This window comes from Streptomyces sp. cg36, from assembly GCF_041080675.1.
In the GTDB taxonomy this organism is placed as follows: Bacteria; Actinomycetota; Actinomycetes; order Streptomycetales; family Streptomycetaceae; genus Streptomyces.
Genome location: NZ_CP163520.1, coordinates 6741383 through 6757700, shown reverse-complemented (window position 1 = coordinate 6757700; position 16318 = coordinate 6741383). Strand labels below are relative to the sequence as shown.

At 73.4% G+C, this 16318-nt stretch carries 18 protein-coding genes; 9 read left to right on the top strand and 9 right to left on the bottom strand.

Going from position 1 to position 16318, the window contains the following annotated elements; all coding sequences use genetic code 11:
- Positions 1-10: 10 nt before the first annotated feature.
- Positions 11-889: an undecaprenyl-diphosphate phosphatase gene (locus AB5J87_RS30115; RefSeq protein WP_369381125.1), complete on the top strand. Its 879-nt coding sequence runs from the start codon at positions 11-13 to the stop codon at positions 887-889.
- On the opposite strand, the gene AB5J87_RS30110 is transcribed toward AB5J87_RS30115, so the two are convergent.
- On the bottom strand, positions 876-1679 hold the full coding sequence (locus tag AB5J87_RS30110; protein WP_369381123.1) for a crotonase/enoyl-CoA hydratase family protein: 804 nt from the start codon (positions 1677-1679) through the stop codon (positions 876-878). The two genes, AB5J87_RS30115 and AB5J87_RS30110, sit on opposite strands and share 14 nt — an antisense overlap.
- Positions 1680-1787: 108 nt before the next feature.
- Here AB5J87_RS30110 and AB5J87_RS30105 point away from each other — a divergent pair, with 108 nt between their 5' ends.
- The gene (locus tag AB5J87_RS30105; protein ID WP_369381120.1) at positions 1788-2270 is read left to right on the top strand and encodes a nuclear transport factor 2 family protein; all 483 of its coding nucleotides are present in this window, start codon (positions 1788-1790) and stop codon (positions 2268-2270) included.
- A 77-nt stretch (positions 2271-2347) separates the two neighbouring features.
- Entirely contained in the window at positions 2348-3949 is a 1602-nt protein-coding gene (gene lnt / locus AB5J87_RS30100; RefSeq protein ID WP_369381119.1) for an apolipoprotein N-acyltransferase, read from the top strand.
- Here the strand turns inward: lnt and AB5J87_RS30095 are convergent.
- The gene (locus tag AB5J87_RS30095) at positions 3873-4778 is read right to left on the bottom strand and encodes a Gfo/Idh/MocA family protein (RefSeq protein ID WP_369381117.1); all 906 of its coding nucleotides are present in this window, start codon (positions 4776-4778) and stop codon (positions 3873-3875) included. The genes lnt and AB5J87_RS30095 overlap by 77 nt on opposite strands.
- A 122-nt stretch (positions 4779-4900) precedes the next feature.
- Between AB5J87_RS30095 and AB5J87_RS30090 the strand changes: the two genes are divergently transcribed.
- The 3 genes from AB5J87_RS30090 (at position 4901) to AB5J87_RS30080 (ending at position 6563) form a co-directional block, all read left to right on the top strand.
- Positions 4901-5422, top strand: a complete 522-nt coding sequence (locus tag AB5J87_RS30090; RefSeq protein ID WP_369381115.1) for a DinB family protein — start codon at positions 4901-4903, stop codon at positions 5420-5422.
- Positions 5423-5529: 107 nt separating this feature from the next.
- Positions 5530-5973 (top strand): hypothetical protein, encoded by a 444-nt coding sequence (locus tag AB5J87_RS30085; RefSeq protein ID WP_369381113.1) that lies wholly within the window; start codon positions 5530-5532, stop codon positions 5971-5973.
- A 128-nt stretch (positions 5974-6101) separates the two neighbouring features.
- Positions 6102-6563 (top strand): hypothetical protein, encoded by a 462-nt coding sequence (locus AB5J87_RS30080; protein ID WP_369381112.1) that lies wholly within the window; start codon positions 6102-6104, stop codon positions 6561-6563.
- Between the two features lie 59 nt (positions 6564-6622).
- Here the strand turns inward: AB5J87_RS30080 and ung are convergent, their stop codons facing one another.
- The 6 genes from ung to AB5J87_RS30050 all read right to left on the bottom strand — a co-directional run bounded on the left by ung (position 6623) and on the right by AB5J87_RS30050 (position 12214).
- Positions 6623-7306, bottom strand: coding sequence for a uracil-DNA glycosylase (ung, locus tag AB5J87_RS30075; RefSeq protein ID WP_369381111.1), 684 nt, complete (start codon positions 7304-7306; stop codon positions 6623-6625).
- A 118-nt stretch (positions 7307-7424) separates the two neighbouring features.
- Positions 7425-9017, bottom strand: a complete 1593-nt coding sequence (locus AB5J87_RS30070) for an ABC transporter substrate-binding protein (RefSeq protein ID WP_369381108.1) — start codon at positions 9015-9017, stop codon at positions 7425-7427.
- A gap of 237 nt (positions 9018-9254) precedes the next feature.
- Entirely contained in the window at positions 9255-10022 is a 768-nt protein-coding gene (locus AB5J87_RS30065) for an SDR family oxidoreductase (protein WP_369381106.1), read from the bottom strand.
- A gap of 17 nt (positions 10023-10039) precedes the next feature.
- Positions 10040-10801 (bottom strand): 3-oxoacyl-ACP reductase FabG, encoded by a 762-nt coding sequence (fabG, locus tag AB5J87_RS30060; RefSeq protein WP_369381104.1) that lies wholly within the window; start codon positions 10799-10801, stop codon positions 10040-10042.
- Between the two features lie 181 nt (positions 10802-10982).
- The gene (locus tag AB5J87_RS30055) at positions 10983-11366 is read right to left on the bottom strand and encodes a DUF3037 domain-containing protein (RefSeq protein ID WP_369381102.1); all 384 of its coding nucleotides are present in this window, start codon (positions 11364-11366) and stop codon (positions 10983-10985) included.
- Entirely contained in the window at positions 11363-12214 is an 852-nt protein-coding gene (locus AB5J87_RS30050; protein WP_369381099.1) for a HipA family kinase, read from the bottom strand. The genes AB5J87_RS30055 and AB5J87_RS30050 overlap by 4 nt, the downstream gene beginning before the upstream one ends.
- Before the next feature lie 63 nt (positions 12215-12277).
- Between AB5J87_RS30050 and AB5J87_RS30045 the strand changes: the two genes are divergently transcribed.
- On the top strand, positions 12278-14464 hold the full coding sequence (locus AB5J87_RS30045) for a prolyl oligopeptidase family serine peptidase (RefSeq protein WP_369381098.1): 2187 nt from the start codon (positions 12278-12280) through the stop codon (positions 14462-14464).
- Between the two features lie 68 nt (positions 14465-14532).
- A complete protein-coding gene (locus AB5J87_RS30040) occupies positions 14533-15018 on the top strand; it encodes a Rieske (2Fe-2S) protein (protein ID WP_369381096.1) in 486 nt (161 codons plus the stop codon).
- Positions 15019-15032: 14 nt separating this feature from the next.
- On the opposite strand, the gene AB5J87_RS30035 is transcribed toward AB5J87_RS30040, so the two are convergent.
- A complete protein-coding gene (locus AB5J87_RS30035; RefSeq protein ID WP_369381094.1) occupies positions 15033-15722 on the bottom strand; it encodes a cysteine hydrolase in 690 nt (229 codons plus the stop codon).
- 110 nt (positions 15723-15832) lie between these two features.
- On the opposite strand from AB5J87_RS30035, the gene AB5J87_RS30030 reads away from it, so the two are divergent.
- The gene (locus AB5J87_RS30030) at positions 15833-16309 is read left to right on the top strand and encodes a pyridoxamine 5'-phosphate oxidase family protein (RefSeq protein WP_369381093.1); all 477 of its coding nucleotides are present in this window, start codon (positions 15833-15835) and stop codon (positions 16307-16309) included.
- Positions 16310-16318: the final 9 nt, after the last annotated feature.

The window sequence follows — 16318 nt, the reverse complement described above, 5'->3', positions numbered from 1 at the left end:
CCCTCTCCCCATGTCTTGGTTCGAATCGTTCATACTCGGGCTCGTCCAGGGGCTGACGGAGTTCCTGCCGATCTCCTCCAGCGCCCATCTGCGGCTGACAGCCGCGTTCGCGGACTGGCAGGACCCGGGGCCGGCGTTCACCGCGATCACCCAGATCGGCACCGAGACGGCCGTCCTCATCTACTTCCGCAAGGACATCGCCCGGATCGTCGGCGCCTGGTTCCGTTCGCTGACCGACCGCTCGATGCGCGCCGACCCGGACGCCCGGATGGGCTGGCTGGTGATCGTCGGCTCCATCCCGATCGGTGTCCTCGGCATCGTCCTCAAGGACCAGATCGACACCTCCTTCCGCGATCTGCGGGTCATCGCCACCACCCTGGTCGTGATGGGCGTCGTGCTCGGCGTCGCGGACCGGCTGGCGGCCCGCGACGAGTCCGGCGGGCGCCACCGGGCGGTCCAGCAGCGCAAGGGCCTGGCCGATCTCAGCGTCAAGGACGGTCTGGTGTACGGCCTGTGCCAGGCCATGGCGCTGATCCCGGGCGTCTCCCGCTCCGGCGCCACGATCAGCGGCGGTCTGCTGATGGGCTACACCCGCGAGTCGGCCGCCCGCTACTCCTTCCTGCTGGCCGTCCCGGCCGTCCTCGCCTCCGGCGTCTTCGAGCTGAAGGACGCGGGCGGCGAGGGCCAGGCCCCGATGGCCGAGACGCTCTTCGCCACGGTCGTCGCCTTCGGCGTCGGCTATGTGGTGATCGCCTGGTTCATGAAGTTCATCTCCACCAAGAGCTTCATGCCGTTCGTCGTCTACCGCATCCTGCTCGGCCTGATCCTTTTCGCCCTGGTCGCCGCCGGAACCCTCAGCCCGCACGCGGGCGAGGTCATGAGCGGCTGACGCCCCCCTGGCCGGGGTCCGCGAAGGAACCGTGCCGTCCCTGGCCCGCCGTGAAGCGGGCCGCGCCCTCGGCGGCCCGGGCCAGCGAGCGGACGCCGTGGGCGAGTTCGTTGCGCAGCGCCGCCGGCTCGTCCAGGCCCTCCTGTTCGAGCAGGGACAGCCGGTCCTCGCGCAGACACAGCTGCGGGAACGCGGCGATCTCGGCGGCCAGCCGCTCGGCCGCCGCGCGGGCCGTGCCGCTCGGCACCACCCGGTCCGCCAGGCCGATCGCCAACGCCTCGGCGGCGTCCACCGGGCGGCCGGTCAGGACCAGGTCCATCGCCCGGCCCGCGCCGATCAGCCGGGGCAGCCGTACCGTACCGCCGTCGATCAGCGGAACTCCCCAGCGGCGGCAGAAGACGCCGAACACCGCGTCCTCCTCCGCGACGCGCAGATCGCACCAGAGCGCCAGTTCCAGGCCGCCCGCCACGGCGTGGCCGCAGACGGCCGCGACGACCGGCTTGGACAGCCGCATCCGGGTCGGCCCCATCGGGCCGTCGCCCGTCTCGTCCACCTCGTTGCCGCGTTCCGTGCCGATCGCCTTCAGATCGGCGCCCGCGCAGAAGGTGCCGCCCTCGCCCCAGAGCACGGCGACGGCCGCCCGCCCGTCCGCCTCGAACTCCCGGAAGGCGTCGGCCAGGGCGCGCGCGGTGGGTCCGTCGACGGCGTTGCGCGCGTGCGGGCGGGAGAGGATCACGGTGGTGACGGGGCCGTGGCGCTCACTGCGTACCGGTGGGTTGCCTGGTGTCATGGCGCCCACGGGTAGCACGGCCGCCGGGCGCCCACAAGGGCGCGGCCGTCCAGGTTGCCGTCCGTCGGAGCCCTTTTCCGCTCGCGTCCGCTGCCCGAGACTGAGGCGATGACCCAGCGTGTGGAACTCGCCACTGTGATGGACCGGCTCGCCATCGACGAGCTCGTCACCGGCTACGCGGCAGCCGTCGACGACGCCGACTGGTCCGCGTACGGGCAGCTGTTCACCCCCGACGGGCGCGCCGACTACCGGGCGGCGGGCGGTGTGGAGGGACCGGCGGCCGAGGTCGCGGCCTGGCTCGCGGAGACCATGCGGCTCTTCCCGGTCCGCCAGCACCTGATCGTCAACCGGCTGCTCACCCTCCAGGACCTGGGCGGCTATCCGGGCGACCGGGCGCGGGTGCGGGCCGACTACCTCAACCCGATGCGGTTCGGCGCGGGCGGCAACGGCGACGGCGGACCCGTCGAGCCCAACTTCGTCTCCGGCGGCCGGTACCTCTTCTCGGCGCGGCGCACGGAGGAGGGCTGGCGGCTCGACGGGGTGACCGTCCAGGAGAAGTGGCGGCACTTGTCGGGGGCGCTTGCCACCTGAAGCGGCGTCCCGAGGCGCACACTGGGACGGACATGGGGACCGAAGACCTGCTGGAAGGCGGGGCGAGGAGGCGCGGTATGCGGGTTCCGGTCGGGTTGCGGCACCGTCTCGCGGGGGTGCGCCACAAGCTGCTGGTCTCGCGCTGGTGGCGGGGCGGCGCGGCGCTGCTCGCGGGAGCGCTCCCGGCCCTGGCGTTCCCCGCGCCGGGCCTGTGGTGGTTCGCGTACGTGGCGCTGGTGCCCTGGCTGCTGCTGATCCGGTCGGCCCCGAGCGGACGGCGGGCGGCGCTCGACGGCTGGCTCGGCGGCACCGGGTTCATGATCGCGGTGCACCACTGGCTGATGCCGAGCCTGAACGTCTTCATCGTGGTGCTGGCCGGTCTGCTCGGGCTGCTGTGGGCGCCGTGGGGCGCGCTGGTGCGTTCGGTGCTGGCGGGGGCCGACCGGGGACCCGCCGCGCTGCGCGCCCCGGTCGCGCTCGTGGTGCTGCCCGCCGGGTGGCTGATGATCGAGCTGGTCCGCTCCTGGCAGGGCCTCGGCGGCCCCTGGGGGCTGCTCGGCTCCAGCCAGTGGCAGGTGACGCCCGCGCTGCGGCTCGCCTCGGTCGGCGGGGTGTGGCTGGTCAGCCTGTTCGTGGTGGCGGTCAACGTGGCCGTGGTGATCGTGCTGGTGGCCCCGCCGGCCCGGACCCCGGTGGTGGCCACCGCGCTGGCCGGGGCGGTCGCCGCCGGGTCGGTGTGGGTGTGGGCGCCGCACCCCGAGCGGACCGGCCGGGTGCGGGTCGCCGTCGTGCAGCCCGGGGTGTACGAGAGCGGTGAGGCGCGCTTCGCCCGCAGCGAGGCCCTGACCAGGTCGCTGGCCGGGCGGGGCGTGGACCTGGTGGTGTGGGGCGAGAGCAGCGTCGGCTCGGACCTGACGGCCCGGCCGGACCTGGCGGCGCGGATCGCCGCGCTGTCCCGGGCGGTGGGCGCGGACGTCCTGGTGAACGTGGACGCCCGCCGCGCCGACCGGCCCGGGATCTTCAAGAGTTCGGTCCTGGTCGGCCCGGACGGTCCGACCGGCGACCGGTACGACAAGATGCGGCTGGTGCCGTTCGGCGAGTACATCCCGGCCCGCTCGCTGCTCGGCTGGGCCACCTCGGTGGGCAAGGCGGCGGGCGAGGACCGGCGCCGGGGCACCACCCCGGTGGTGATGACGCTTCCGGACGGGCTGCGCTTCGGGCCGGTGATCTGCTTCGAGTCGGCGTTCCCCGACATGAGCCGGCATCTGGTGCGCGAGGGCGCCCGGCTGCTGGTCGCCCAGTCCTCGACGTCGTCGTTCCAGCACAGCTGGGCGCCCGCGCAGCACGCGTCGCTGGCCGCGCTGCGCGCCGCCGAGACGGGCCGCCCGGCGGTGCACGCCACGCTCACCGGGATCAGCGCGGTGTACGGGCCGGACGGCGAGCCGATCGGCCACCGGCTCGGCACCGGCGCCAGTGCCGCCGCCGTCTACGACGTCCCGCTGGCCGACGGCACCACCCTCTACGTCCGCTTCGGCGACTGGGCGGTGTACACGGCGCTCGCGGTGCTGGCCCTCTACTTCGCCCTGGAGGGGCGGCGCTCGCTCAGGAAGCCTGCGCCAGAGCCTCCCGTACCACTCGCTCGCACAGCTCGTGCGTCGCAAGGGCGTCCCGTGCGCTGAGCACCTTCTGCGCCCGCACGGCGTCGAGGAAGGCGAACACCGCCTGCTCGATGCCGCGCTGGCGCGCCACCGGCACCCAGTCGCCGCGCCGCCGCAGGGTGGGCTGGCCCTTGTGGTCGACGACGTCGGCGAGGTTGAGGACCTGCCGCTTGGTGTCCTGGCCGGAGACCTCCAGGATCTCCTCGGTGGAGCCGTTCATCCGGTTCATGGTGCCGATGGCGCTGAAGCCGTCGCCGGAGAGGTGGAGGACGACGTGCTCCATCAGCCCTTCGCGGACGCGGGCCCGCACCACGGTCTGCTCGACGGGTCCGGGGGCCAGGAAGCGCAGGGTGTCGACGACGTGGATGAAGTCGTCCAGGACGAGGGTGCGCGCGTCCTCGGGCAGGCCGACGCGGTTCTTCTGCATCAGGATCAGCTCGCGCGGGTGCTCGGCGCACTGCGCGTACGCGGGTGCGAGCCGCCGGTTGAAGCCGACGGCCAGGCTCACCCCGCGCTCCTCGGCGAGCTCCACCAGGCGGGTGGAGTCGGCGAGTTCGTACGCCAGCGGCTTGTCCACATAGGTCGGCACGCCCGCTTCGAGCAGCCGGGCCACGATCGTGGGGTGCACTGCGGTGGGCGCGTGCACGAAGGCCGCGTCGAGGCCCTGGGCGAGCAGCGCGTCGAGTTCGGTGTGCCGGCGCCCGGCCGGAACGTGGTGGGCGTCGCCGACGCGCGCGAGGGTCGCGGGGGTGCGGGTCTGCAGATGCAGTTCCGTCCCCGGCAGGTTGGTCAGGACCGGCAGATACGCCTTCTGCGCGATGTCCCCGAGTCCGATGCAGCCGACCTTCACGAAGTCTCCTGTCGCCGTCCGGCTTCCCGCTTCCTTGCCTGGTCAGCATACGTGTGCCGGGAGAGGGGGCCGCGCGCGATATCCCCTGGCGGCCGGGCCCGCGATCCGTGAGGATGGCCGCCATGACGACGACCGACATGCCCGAACGCCAGGAGCCCGCCCTCGACGCCGATGAGGCGACGATGCTCTCCGGCTGGCTGGAGTACCACCGCGAGACACTGGCCGCGAAGTGTTCCGGCCTCACCGACGAACAGCTGAGGACGGCCTCGGTGCCGCCCTCCACCCTCTGCCTGATGGGCCTGATGCGGCACATGTCGGAGGTCGAGCAGCACTGGTTCGCCAATGTCTTCGGCGGCAACTCCGACGGGCCGTACTACTTCACGGACGAGGACCCGGACGGCGACTTCCACCCCGGCCCGGAGGCCACCCAGGCCGAGGCGCTCGCCACCTGGCGCGGTGAGGTGGCGAACTCGCGCGCCCACGCGGCCGGGCACGGCCTCGACGAGATGAGCAAGGGCACCAGCCGCAACGGCAGCCACTTCAGCCTGCGCTGGATCTACACCCACATGATCGAGGAGTACGCGCGCCACAACGGCCACGCCGACCTCCTGCGCCAGGCCGTCGACGGCTCCACCGGCGACTGACCCGCGTCACCCGGGCCCGCGCCCGTCACCCGGCCGCCGTCACTCGTGCGGGCCAATCCCGGCCCGCACGGGACACAACGGGCCCTGCGGGCAGCAGAGTTGAGCGGGTGCAGCGAACACGAACCGCAGTGGGGCTCCTGGCCGGGGTGGCCGTCCTGGCCGCGTCCGGGTGTGTCACCGTCGAGCGGGGGCCCGCCCACGGGCCGCCCCCGCCACCGCCCGAGCGCGCCGGGGAGCGGCCGGCCCTCGACGTACGGCCGCAGATCGTCCAGGCGCCGGTCCGCGAGGCCCTGGACGCCGTGCTCCCGCCGGATCCGGCGCCCCGGGCGGCGGCTCCCGCTCCCGTCGCGCCGCCGCGTCCGCGCCCCAGGGCCGCCGCGCCCCGCCCGCGCCCGGCGCCCCGCCCGGCCCGGCCTGCGCCCGTCCCGGTGCCGGTGCCGGTGCCCTCGCCGCTGATCGGGGACGACGTCTGCGACCTGGGGAGATCGCTGGGCGGCTGGCGCCCGGGCAGCCCCGAGGCGCGCATCTGCGAGGAGAGCTACGGCAGGTAGCGCGGGCCCGCCGACCCGTCCGGCCGACAGGCCCGGGGCCCGCCCCCGAGCCTGAGCCCGATTGTCGGTGCGGCCGGTTAGCGTCGGGGCGACCGGATGCGTACGACAGTCCCGCGGAGGACGCAGTGATGGAGCAGCAGGAGGCGTCGGAGGACGTCGTCATGACCCGGATCGGGCAGGCGCTGATGCTCCTGCACGGCGGCGACCGCGAGGAGGCGCGCAACCGGTTCGGCGTCATCTGGGCGGAGATCGGCGAGCACGGCGAACCCCTGCACCGCTGCACGCTGGCGCACTACATGGCCGACGCGCAGGACGACGCGGGCGACGAACTCGCCTGGGACCTGCGGGCGTTGTCCGCCGCCGACGCGCTGGGCCGGGAGCGGCGGCAGACGTCGCTCGCGGTCCGGGCCTTCTACCCCTCGCTCCATCTCAACCTGGCGGCGGACTACCTCAAGCTGCACCGCCCGGACGCCGCCCGGATCCATCTGGAGCGCGCCCACACCGCGCTGGACGCCCTCGACGACGACGCGTACGGCAACGGGATCCGGACCGCGCTGCTGCGGCTGGAGCGGCAGCTGGAAGGCGCCTGAGCGGGCCCGGCCGCGGCGCCGCGGCGGCCGGGGAGGGACCCGGCCGCCGCGGGCGGCGCTCAGCCCAGGTCCGGGATGCGCCAGTCGATCGGGTCGTGGCCCTGCGCCGCGACCGCCTCGTTGATCTGGGTGAAGGGCCGCGAGCCGAAGAACTTCTTGGCCGACAGCGGCGAGGGGTGCGCGCCCTTGACCACGATGTGCCGCTCCTCGTCGATCAGGGGGAGCTTCTTCTGCGCGTAGTTCCCCCAGAGCACGAAGACCGCCGGGTCGGGGCGGTCGGCCACCGCGCGGATGACCGCGTCGGTGAACTTCTCCCAGCCCTTGCCCTTGTGCGAGTTGGCCTCGCCCGCGCGGACCGTCAGCACCGCGTTGAGCAGCAGGACGCCCTGCTCGGCCCACGGCTGGAGGTAGCCGTTGTCCGGCACCGGGTGGCCGAGCTCCTCCTTCATCTCCTTGTAGATGTTGCGCAGCGAGGGCGGGGTCTTCACGCCCGGCCGCACCGAGAAGCACAGCCCGTGCCCCTGGCCCTCGCCGTGGTACGGGTCCTGGCCGAGGACGAGGACCTTGACCCGGTCGAACGCGGTCGCCTCCAGCGCGGCGAAGACCTCCTCGCGCGGCGGGTAGACGGGACCCTGCGCCCGCTCCTCCTCGACGAACTCGGCGAGTTCCTTGAAGTAGGGCTTCTGGAGCTCCTCGCCGAGGACGCCGCGCCAGGACTCGGGCAGCATGGCGATGTCGGTCACGTCAACAACCTCCGTGGGACGTACGGTTCCCCGCACTCTTCGGTGCGGATTCCCGAACCTACCCGCCCCCACTGACAACGCGCCCCGCGCCCGCCCCCGGGGACCCCGCGCGGGCCCGCTACCAGCTGGTCTTGCGGTGCAGCTCCCACATGCACATGACCGTCTGGGGGTCGATGGCGCGCTCGCCGCCGGCGATCTCCTCGCTGGCCGCGACATAGAGCTTGCCCTGCCACAGCGGCAGCAGCCGGACGTCGTCGGAGAGCACGTCCTGGGCCCGCTCGAACTTCTTGCTGACCGCGCCCCGGTCGGACACCTCGCGGGTCTGCGGGATCAGCTGGTTGACGATCTCCTGCGGCTCGTACGGGGTGCCGACCGCGTTCTCCTTGCCCACGAAGGGCGCGATGAAGTTGTCCGGGTCGGGGAAGTCGGGGAACCAGCCGCGCCCGAAGACCGGGTACTCACCGGCCTGCATGCCCTCCGTGTACGTCTTCCACGGGCGGCTCTGCAGGGTGACCTGGAACAGCCCGGACGCCTCCAGCTGCCGCTTGATCTCGGCGAACTCCAGCGCGGTCGAGGAGCCGTACCGGTCGGTGGTGTACCAGAGGGTGAGCGGGACCGGGTCGGTGATCCCGGCCTTGCGCAGGATCGATCTGGCCTTGGGGACGCTGGGTGCGCCGAAGGCGTCGAAGAAGCTCACCGTGTGCCCGGCGACGCCCTTGGGGACCATCGAGTACAGCGGCTCGGCCGTGCCCTTGTAGACCTTGGCGACCAGCGCGTCGCGGTCGACGAGCTGGGCGACGGCCCGGCGCACGGCCGGGTTGGCGGCCATCGGGTCCTTGGGGTTGAAGACCAGGAAGCGGATCTCGGTGCCGACGGTCTCGACGAGCTGGAGCGGCTTGCCGGCCGCCTTCTCGTTCTGGACGTCCACCACCTCGTCGGCGGTCAGTCCCCGGTAGATGACGTCGATCTGCTTCTTCTTGAGCGACTCCACCATGCGGGAGGAGTCCTTGTAGTAGCGGATGGAGACGGAGTCGTTCTTGAGCTGGGCGAAACCGGCGTAGTTGGTGTTCTTCTTCAGCTCGGCCCGGTCGCCCGCGTGGAAGGACTCCAGCGTGTACGGGCCGGAGCCGGTGAGCCCGCCGTCGTCGCGCAGCTTGCCCGCCGGGTACTCCTTGGGGTCGACGAGGGACATGGCGGGCGCGCCGAGCACGAAGGGGAAGGTCGCGTCGGGTCTGTTCAGATGGAAGGTGACGGTCCGCTCGTCGTCGGCGGTGACCCGGGCGAGGCTGGTGAGCAGGCCCTTGGGGCCGGCCTTCACATTGATCTTGACGATGCGGTCGATGGAGTACTTGACCGCCGCGGCGTCGAGCTTGTCGCCGTTGGAGAACCGCAGTCCGTCGCGGAGCGTGCACCGGTACGTACGGCTGTCGGGCTCGGTGAAGCGGCACGACTCGGCGGCGTCCGGCTGGGGCGTGCTGCTGCCGGTGGGGAAGGACAGGAGCGTCTGGAAGACGTTGCGGAAGAGCTCCCAGGAACCGTCCCAGGAGGCGGCCGGATCGAGGGTGCTCGGCTCGCTCACGGTGCCGACCCTGATCGGCTGATCGGAGTCGGAACCACCGCCGGAAATCAGTCCGCAGCCACTCAGCAGGGACAACGTCGATATGGACGCAAGGGCCGCGGTGGTGCGCAGGCATATGGTCCGGTTGAACACGTGCACGCTCCTCGTTCCGCCATGAGTCGGCAGACCATACCGCAGCGCCCCGCCGGGTCAACTGGGTGACCAGACGGGGCACTTGGGGTTATTGAGGGGCAAACCGGGCCGCTACTCACCGGTACCAAGATCACCCTACGCGATGGGCACGCGTACGTGCGCGCGCGTGCGGCGCCGCACCCGGGCGGGCGGCCGGACGGGCGCGCACGAGCGGGTGGCCGGGCGCGCGCGGACGCGTCAGTGCACGCCCGCGCCGAGGAACAGTCCGCCGTCGACCACCAGGGTCTGCCCGGTCACCCACGCCGACTGCTCGGAGGTGAGGAAGGCGACCGCTCCCCCGATGTCGGAGGGCACCCCGAGCCGCTTGAGGGGGTAGGCCGCCGCGGCCTCCTCCTCGCGGCCCTCGTAGAGCGCCTGGGCGAACTTGGTCTTGACCACCGCCGGGGCGATGGCGTTGACCCGCACCCCGGGCGCGAACTCGTGCGCCAGCTGGAGGGTCAGATTGACCATGGCCGCCTTGCTCATGCCGTACGCGCCGATGAAGGGCGACGGGGCGAGACCGGCGACGGAGGCGATGTTCACGATCGCGCCGCCGTTCTCCTTCTGCCACGCCTTCCAGGTCTGCTGGGCGAAGCCGAGCGCGGAGATCACATTGGTCTCGTACACCTTGCGCGCCACGTTCAGGTCGAGCTCGGCCATCGGTGAGTAGACCGGGTTGGTCCCGGCGTTGTTGACCAGGTAGTCGACCCGGCCGAACGCCTCCATGGCGCGCTCCACCGCGATCGCCTGGTGGGCCTCGTCGTGGGCCTTGCCGGCGACCGCGATCGCCCGGTCGGGGCCGAGCCGGTCGACGGCCTCCTTGAGGGCGTCCTCGCCCCGGCCGGTGATGCAGACGCGGTCGCCGCGGGCGACCAGCGCCTCGGCGACGCCGTAGCCGATGCCCCGGCTCGCGCCGGTGACGAGGGCGACCCTGCCGGAGGGCTCCGGGAGCTGATGGTCCGTCATGTCGATTCCTCCGGGCTTCAGTTGAGGGGTCCGCCGGCCACGTACAGCACCTGGCCGGAGACGAAGCCCGCGTCGTCGCCGCTGAAGAAGGCGATGGCGTTGGCGATGTCCTCCGGCTTACCGACCCGCTGCACCGGGATCTGGGTGGCCGCCGCGGCCTGGAAGTCCTCGAAGCCCATGCCGATGCGCTCGGCGGTCTGCGCGGTCATCTCGGTGACGATGAAGCCGGGGGCGACGGCGTTGGCCGTGATGCCGAACTTGCCCAGCTCCTTGGCGAGGGTCTTGGTGAAGCCCTGGAGACCGGCCTTGACGGCGGCGTAGTTGGCCTGGCCCCGGTTGCCGAGCGCGGAGGACGAGGAGAGCGAGACGATCCGGCCCCAGCCCGCGTCGACCATGTGCTTCTGAACGGCCTTGGCCATCAGGAACGCGCCCTTGAGGTGCACGTTCATCACCGTGTCCCAGTCGGACTCGGACATCTTGAAGAGCAGGTTGTCGCGGAGCACGCCCGCGTTGTTGACGAGGATCGTCGGCGCGCCGAGCTCGGCGGCGACCCGCGCCACGGCGGCCTCCACCTGGGCGCTGTCGGAGACGTCGCAGCCGACGGCGATCGCCCGGCCGCCCGCCGAGGTGATCTTCTCGACGGTGTCCTTGCAGGCCGCCTCGTCGAGGTCGAGTACGGCGACCGCGCGGCCCTCGGCCGCGAGCCGGACGGCGGTGGCGGCGCCAATGCCGCGCGCCGCCCCGGTCACGATGGCGACGCGCTGCTCGGTGGTGGACATGCTGTTCTCCTCGCCCTGGGGATCCGCGGCTCCTCGTCCCTGAGCAACCGCTTAGTAGCTTCAGCAGTCGAGACGCTAGAAGCCCTGGCACCCGGTGTCAACGGGCCACGGATCCCCCGGCGAACCTCACACCCGCGCGGCCCGCCCCGCGGGCGGCCGGCGCGGGCGCGCGCATGGGCCCTCAGCGCACCAGCACGTCGAGCAGCCGCTCGGCCTCGGCGGCCGGGTCCCGGGTGAGCCCGGTGTGCACCGGCCCCGGCTGGACGACCGTCGAGCGCGGCGCGATCAGCCAGCGGAAGCGCCGCCCGGCGTCGTCCCCGGCCGCCTGGCCCGCCGCCGGGCCGCCCGAGCAGACGCCCTCGACGGCCCGCAGCGCCGCCCGGACCCCGACCACGTCCGCGCGCGGGTCGAGCGCCGCCAGCTTGGTCTCGTCCAGATGGGTCCGGGCCACCACGAAGGACTCGGCGCGGCAGTAGAGCACCACCCCGGCGTTGAAGAACTCGCCGCGCTCCACGCGCGGCACCACGCGCAGCAGCGCGTACTCGAAGACGTTGCGGTCGTTCACTGGCCGGGGTTCTCGCTGTTCTGGGTGGCGTGCGGACGGGGTGCGAGGCGCTCGGCGAGCCAGCCCGGCGCCTGCGAGGGCCGGTCCTCGGTGCGCGCGCCGACCGTGATCCGCTCGTGGATCCCGGCGGCGCGGGCCAGCAGCGGCGCCACGTACGCGCGGCGCAGCTCGTCCGTCGAGCCGAAGCCGGGCTCGTCCACCAGCCACTCGTCCGGCACCAGCGCGGTCACCTCGGTCAGCAGCTCCTCGGTGACCAGCGGCGCCAACTCGGCGGCGGCCGAGGCCACATCGGGGCCGTACGGCGCGAGCGCGTGGTCCGAGGCGTCGTACGGCTTGGCCGCGGAGGCCGCCGCGCCCGGCCAGTTGTGGTGCCAGATCATGGTGGCGCCGTGGTCGATGAGCCACAGATCGCCGTGCCAGACCAGCATGTTAGGGTTCCGCCACGAACGGTCGACGTTGTTGATCAGCGCGTCGAACCAGACGACCTTGCCCGCCTCGGCGGGGCTCACCTCGTAGGCGAGCGGGTCGAATCCGAGCGAGCCCGGCAAGTAGTCCATTCCCAGGTTCAGCCCGCCGCTCGCCTTCAGCAGCTCCTGCACCTCCTGGTCCGGCTCCGAGAGCCCGATCACCGGGTCGAGCTGAATGGTGACCAGTTCGGGGACGCGCAGACCCAGGCGCCTCGCGAGTTCACCGCAGATCACCTCCGCGACGAGGGTCTTGCGGCCCTGTCCTGCGCCGGTGAACTTCATGACGTACGTGCCGAGGTCGTCGGCCTCGACGATCCCGGGGAGTGAGCCGCCCTCACGCAGCGGCGTCACATAGCGGGTCGCTGTGACTTCATTGAGCATCGGTCCAGGCTACGTGGACGGGTGCGACCGTTCGATCACTTATTCACGAAGGGACGTTTCCGCATGCCGTACGACCGCGCCACCGAAGGACCGAGCACCGAAGCACAGCACGCCGCAGGACGGACCACGGACACACGGGCCACCGAAGGAACGAGCGCCGAGGGGCCGCTCACCGGCGCGCTCCCCGCCGAGGACTTCCCCCTCCAGTTCGCCCGCACCGCGCGCTTCACGCTGGGTGCGCCCCGGCAGTTCACCGTCTCCCCCGACGGCGAGCGGATCCTGTTCCTCCGCACCGCCGGGGGACGCTCCACCACGAGCTCGCTGTGGCTGTTCGAGGACGGCGGCGAGCGGGTGCTGGTCGATCCCCGCGCGCTCGGCGACGACGGCCAGGAGGTACCGGAGGCCGAGCGGATCCGCCGCGAACGGGCCCGCGAGACCGGGCGGGGCGTCGTCGGCTACGCCACGGACGCGGCCGTGCGCACGGCGGTGTTCGCCCTCGCCGGGGAGCTCTGGCTGGTCGGCACCGACGGCGGCGCCCCGCGCCCGCTGCCCACGGCGGGCCCGGCCGTCGACCCCCGGCTCTCCCCCGACGGGACGCTGGTCTCGTACGTGACGGACGGCGCGCTGCACGTCGTGCGCGCCGACGGCACCGGTGACCGCCCGCTCGCGGTGCCGGAGGGGCCGGAGGTCACCTACGGTCTGGCCGACCACGTCTCGGCCGAGTCGATCGGCCGCGAGCGCAGCTCCTGGTGGGCGCCGGACGGCTCGGCGCTGCTGGCCGTGCGGGCGGACACCTCGCCCGTGGGGCACTGGCACCTGGCCGACGCGTCCCGCCCCGAGCGGGCGCCGCGCACCCTGCGGTACCCGGCCGCGGGCACCCCCAACGCGGAGCTGTCCCTGCACCTCCTGCGCCTGGACGGCGGCCGGACCCGGGTCCGGCTGCCCGCCGCGGCGGACCCGGCGACCCACCCGGCGGGCGCGTGGACCGACCCGGCCTTCGAGTACGTGGTGGAGGGCGGCTGGGACGCGGCGGGGCCGTACGCCACGGTCCAGACCCGCGACCAGCGCACCGCCCACCGCCTGGACATCGACCCGGTGAGCGGCGGGACGACGGTGACGGACCGTCAGCATGCCGGCACCTGGATGGAGTTCCTGCCCGGCGCCACCGCGCTCGCCCGCTCCGGCGCCGCGCTCGGCGCCGACGTACCGGCGGAGCTGGACGTACGGGCGGTGCTCGGCCGGGCCGGTGACACGGTCTACTTCACGGCGAGCGACGAGCCGACCGAGACCCACGTCTGGGCCCGCACCCCGGGTGCCGGATGCCGCCGGGTCACCGACGAGCCCGGTGTGCACACCGCCGCCGTGGGCGGCGACACCCTCGTCGTGGACAGCCGCACCCCGCACGGGCACACCGTCACCGTCTTGCGCGGGGGACGGCCCGGCGGGCGCGTCGCGGTGCTGACCGAGCAGCCGCTGGTCTCCCCGGTGCCGGTGTTCCTGGCGCTGGGCGAGCGCGAGCTGCGCACCGCCCTGTACCTGCCGTCCGGGCACCGCGAGGGCGCGGCCCGGCTGCCCGTGCTCGTCCACTCGTACGCGGGCCCGGGCGTGCAGACGGTGGTCCGGTCCAGCGTCTGGTTCCACGCGGTGAACCAGTGGTTCGCCGAGCAGGGGTTCGCGGTGCTGTCCATCGACGGGCGCGGCACCCCCGGGCGCGGCGCGGCATGGCGCAGGACCGTCCACGGCGACCAGCTGACGCCCGTGCTCGACGACCAGGTGGACGCCGTACGGGCGGCGCTCGCCCGCTACCCGGACGACCTGGACCCGGAGCGGGTCGGCATCCGGGGCTGGTCGTTCGGCGGCTATCTGGCGGCGGCGGCCGTGCTGCACCGGCCGGACGTCTTCCACGCGGCGGTGGCGGGCGCGGCGCCGACCGACCTCGCGCTGTACGACACGCACTGGAAGGAGCGCTACCTCGGCCACCCCGGCGTCCAGCCGGAGAACTACGCGCGCTGCTCGCTGGTCGCGCACGCCCACCGGCTGACCCGGCCGCTGCTGCTGGTGCAGGGGATGCTGGACGACAACGTGGTGCCCGCGCATCTGCTGCGGTTCTCCCGGGCGCTGCTCGCGGCCGGCCGCCCGCACAGCGTGCTGCCGCTGCCGGACTCCACCCATCTGGTCACCGAGGAGGGCGTGGCCGACACCCTGCTGCGGCTCGAAGTCGACTTCCTGAAGAAATCCCTCGGCGTCTGAACGACCGGGCGCGAGGGTGCGTATCCCTTCACGCAACCCCCGAGCAGCAAGGTGAAGGGAAAGCCAGGATGAGCACCCAGACGCTTCCGTCCGATCAGGGCCCGGCCCGCCGTACCGTCGTCGCGGCGGTGGGCGGGGCCGGGCTCGCCGCCGCACTCACCGCGTGCGGCGGCTCGGACGACTCCGGCAAGGCACCCGCCTCCTCCGGTGACGGGGGTACGGGAGGGACGGGCGGCACGGCCGGGGGCGGCGCGGCTGCCGCCGGGGGCGCGGTGCTGGCGAAGACCGCCGACATCCCGCAGGGCGGCGGCAAGGTCTTCGCCGACCAGGGCGTGGTGGTGACCCAGCCGACGGCGGGCACCTTCAAGGCGTTCTCCGCCGTCTGCACCCACCAGGGCTGCACGGTCAAGGACGTGGCCGGCGGCACGATCAACTGCCCCTGCCACGGCAGCAAGTACGACCCGGCGACCGGCGGCGTCAAGGCCGGTCCGGCGCCGCGCCCGCTCCCCGCCAAGAAGATCGCGGTGGAGGGGGGCACGATCAGGCTGGCCTGAGCCCGGCCACGGGCTCAGGCCGGACCGGCGGGCCGCGCCCCGGGGGAACCGGCCGCCGTACGGGCGGCCGGGCGCGGCCCCCTCAGACAGGCCACGACGTCGTCGGTCGTGGTGACCGTGGCGACCAGGGCCAGGGTGTTGCGGACCATCGCGGGCACGTACGCGACCGGCACGCCCGCGATCGCGTCCGCCGGGACGACGGCGGTGTAGCCGAGGTTGACCGCGTCGAAGACCGCGTTGGGGACGGCCACGTTGGCCGAGACGCCGGTGACGACGAGGGTCGCGCAGCCGAGGTTGCGCAGCAGCGCGTCCACGCCGGTCCCGGCGAGCGGCGAGAGCCCGTGCAGCCTGCGCACCACCAGGTCCTCGTCGGCGACCTCGATCCCGTCGGCGATCCGCACCGCCGTGGTGCCCGCGTACTGCTGTACGGGGAGGCGTTCGGCGGCGCGGAAGAGCCGGGCGTTGCGGGAGGCGCCGCGCCCGTCCGGTCGCCGTTCGGCCACCGCGTGCACCACTTGGACGCCCGTCTCGTGGGCGGCGGCGACCAGCCGCGCCACGTTGTGCAGGGCTCCGGACGAGCGGGCCGCCTCGGCGAGTTCGGGCAGGGCGCTGTCGGGTCCGACCACGCCCCGCTGGCACTCGACGGTCAGCAGCACGGTGGAGTCCGGGTGCAGCTGTCGGGCCAGCCGTTCGTTCACCGCCATGGCGCGGGAGGCTAACGGCCATTGCGCGACGAGGGAAGGGCACGCCATGATTTCTGACACCTAGTCAGAAAGCTGGCAGGCGCACCGCTGTCGACGCGAAGGAGCCGCAGATGGCCACCACCCAGCGCCGGGGCCGCCGGATCATGATGACGGACGGCGAGCGCGACGCGTTCCTCGCCGAACAGCGCACCTGCCGGGTCGCCACGGTCGCCTCCGACGGCCGCCCGCACGTCGGCGCCCTCTGGTACGTGTGGGACGGAAGCTCGCTGTGGCTCTACTCGGTCACCCGCAGCCTGCGCTGGTCGCAGCTGGCCAAGGACCCCCGGATCGCGGTGGTGGTGGACGCGGGCGAGTCGTACGGGGAGCTGCGCGGGGTCGAGCTGCGGGGCACGGCGGTACCGGTCGGCGAGGCGCCCCGCACCGGCGAGCCCTGCGCCGAACTGGACGGCGTGGAGGCCGAGTTCGCCGCCAAGAACTTCGGCCTGCCCGAGATGGTCCACGACGGCGGGCACGCCTGGCTCCGGCTGACCCCGGACGCGATCGTGTCGTGGGACTTCCGGAAACTGGGCGGGGCGTTCGAGCGGTAAAACGGCCCG